Source organism: Luteimonas salinisoli (assembly GCF_013425525.1).
GTDB classification, from domain to species: domain Bacteria; phylum Pseudomonadota; class Gammaproteobacteria; order Xanthomonadales; family Xanthomonadaceae; genus Luteimonas; species Luteimonas salinisoli.
The window spans coordinates 1-3,080 of the sequence record NZ_JACCKA010000020.1 but is presented as its reverse complement, the minus strand read 5'-3'; the positions used below and the strand labels follow the sequence as shown (position 1 = coordinate 3,080).

1 protein-coding gene is annotated in these 3,080 nt (G+C 67.3%); it reads right to left on the bottom strand.

The window, feature by feature from the left end:
- On the bottom strand, window positions 1-2,579 hold a 2,579-nt coding region (locus H0E84_RS02545; protein WP_180677056.1), incomplete at its 3' end, for an autotransporter domain-containing protein.
- Between the last annotated feature and the right edge of the window lie 501 nt (window positions 2,580-3,080).

Genomic DNA, 3,080 nt, shown 5'->3' with positions numbered 1-3,080 from the left:
GCATCGACGCCGACGAAGCTGGCATCGATCTGCAGACCGTCTGCGCTCAGGGTGTGCTGCCACTCGGCGTAGCCGCGCAGGTCCAGGCCGCGCCAGACGTGCCCGGCGCGCATGCCGGCGATCGCCTGGGTGCGTGAGGAGGAGATCGCACCGGTGCGCAGGCCGAATCCGCCGGCGCCATGTTCGTGGAAGCCGTCGCTCACCACCCGCGCATGTTCGGCACCGGCGTAGGGCGTGAGGCTGGTGGCGCCACGGCCCAAGCGGTAGCCGGCCTCGAGGCTGGCCGAGGCGAATTCGCCGGCGTAGTCGGCCTGTACCGCGGACCGGCCGCTGCCCAACAGCAGCTGCCGGTCGATCCGGCGATCGTAGCGACCGAATCCGAGCTGCCCCAGGGCATAGCCGTTGCCGTGCAACCAGCCGCCGTAGAGCTGTCCGTGCGCCTGGCGATCGCGGCCGCGCTCGGGCCCGCCCGAGACCGCACTGTCGGCGCGGGTCTGGCCGAAGGCGAAGCCGGCCACGCCCGGGCCGCCCAGGCGATAGTCGTTGCCCAGCATCCAGCCGTCCAGCCGGTACTGGCCGCCGGCGAAGCTTCCCGCCCCCGCGCCGCCCAGCGCCTGCGTCCACGCGCCGCTGATCGCCGGTCGCACCACCAGCTCGCCGAAGCGCGAGGCCAGCGCCCGCCGGTTGAGGTCGATGCTGTCGAAGGTCATCGCCGAGGCCGCGGCGTGGGCCTTGCCGGACAGGCTGTCCAGCGTTGCCTCGAACGCCGAGACGGTCCGCACGCGCTGGATGTTCCCCGCGGCCCGGACGAACTCGTCCCTGATGACGATGTCGGACGAAGGACTCATCTTCAGCAATTGCGCATCGATACGTTCGAAGGCGTCTTCGATACGCACCGCAGATGCCATCGAAGCTCCGCTGATGCCGTCCAGCCCGGAAGCCGCGGCCGCCACGTCGACACGTTCGACATCCAGCCAGACCCGATCGCTCCCGTAACCGACCGTCGCGTCCAAGAGGGCGAAGGATGCTGAGTTGTAGCCGTGCCAGGCGAACTCGCCGGTGATCCCCTCCTCGGCAACGAGCACTTCGGTATTGGTGCGTGCGACATAGCCTTCGGCCACGTCATAGATGAACAGGCCACCGTCTAGCTGGGCGCTGCCGTCGATGCGCAAGGGATCGGTCCCCAGGATCGTCCAGAACGCGCCTTCGGCGCCCTGGACGAAGTTCCCCTCCAGGGTGGTGTGGGGGTAATCCAGATTGATGAAGACGCCGTAGTTGAAGAAGTCGCCCTTCAGCACCGTCTCCCGATCCACGAATTCCGGCGCGTTGATCTGCACCACGCCGTGGCTGGTCAGGTCGCCGTGAAGCGTGACCTCCCAGGGATAAAAATAGGACTCGGGATCGACGGTGACCGAGGAATGCATGCTGCCGTTGATCGACACCGCGGTCCCACCAGTGACGTGCAGGCCTCCGGCAAAGGTATTCTCGCCGGCAAGCCCCAGTTCGGGCCGAGCGCCGTGGCTTCCGTCGCTGTCGACGGTCAGTCCGCCTGCGCCGCTGATGCCGTTCCACCAGCGGCTCACCGTACCCGCAGGCAACTGGACGTGGACGTCGCCCCAGTCGAACTTCGCCGGCCCGCGAACCGCCTTGCCGACGTTCAGCAGCCCGTGCCCGAACACCGGGTCCACCCCGGGATCCCCGAGGTCGGTGGCCGTGCCCAGCAGAACCTGTCTGACCTGTGCTCCCGTGAGATACGGGAAGGCATCGAGCACGACCGATACTGCGCCAAGCACCTGCGGCGACGCCATCTGGGTGCTGGAGAGGGACCAGTAACTGATCCGGTCTTCCGTATCCTCCTTGCCGGTAACGATCACGTCGCCGGGAGCGACCATGCAATAGTTCATGGCGACGCCGCAGGCGTTGGAGTAGCTGGCCAGACGGTCCGGGTGGGCGGTCTCGACGGCGGCGACGGTGATCCAGTTGGGTTCCAGCGAGGCCGCCCCTGGCAGACTCGGGAGGGCGGCCATCTGGTTGGGGTCGGAGCTTCCGCCGTCTCCTGCCGCGAACACCACTAGGCCGTCATAGGCCGGGGACACTCCCCACGGAGTATCCACATAAGAGTGGAAAGCCCGCGCCAGGCGATCGGTAGTCGCCTGGTCCTGCCAGACGAAATTCCCGTCCCAGGAAAAGTTCAGTGCCCTGCTCAGTACTCCGTTACTTGCCTTCAGTCCAAGTTCGAGCATCGACAGGCCGGATTCGATGCTCGGTTGGCCGAATGGATTACCCTCCACGGGATCGTCGGGGATGATTCGGCGGATGGCGAGATTGCCCTCAGGGGCGACACCGCCTCCAAAACCGCCCTTGGCTCGCCCGACAACGAGCTGTGCTACCGCCGTCCCGTGTCCGATCACGTCGGATTGGGAAAGATCGTTCGTCTCATGATCCACGAGGTCGGTATAGGCGCCCCACCAGACGTTGTCGTGGAGCACCGGATGGAGGTTCTGTGCGCCACTGTCGAAAAAGCCGACCCATGCTTCTCCCCTGTAGCCGGAACCATGGGCGTCCTGTGCGTTGATCACCCATAGATGCGCATCGGCATTCGCCGGCGCGGATGCCAGGCGTGTCGCAACCGCCAGGCCCCCCAGGGGTGGTGGTGGCGGCGGAGGTGGCGGGGCTGGAGGATTGGAGGGCGGCGGCGGGGCTTCCGGGGGCGGGGCCTCCGGGGGCGGGGCCTCCGGCGGCGGGCTGGGAGGCGGCGTTGAAGGGGCAGGGCTCGGAGGGGCTTCCGGGCGGCTGCCCGAGCCACCGCCGCATCCACCGAGCAGCGAAATCGCCGCAAGCAGGGCCATCTGTAGTCCAACGCTCCGTGTCGTACGTTTCTTTGTGTTCATTCCCGTTGTCTCATCGAGTAGTTGTGTGTGACTACCGGCGGCTGCGGAAGCACAGTGCCGCCATTCCTGGGAGGCCTATTGCACAAAGCGCGGCGTCAGAACCCCAGCGCGTAGCGCAGCGACACCGCGCGCGTATCGCCGCGCGGGCCGAAGCGCTGGTCGTAGCCGAACGAGAGGCTGGCATCGCGC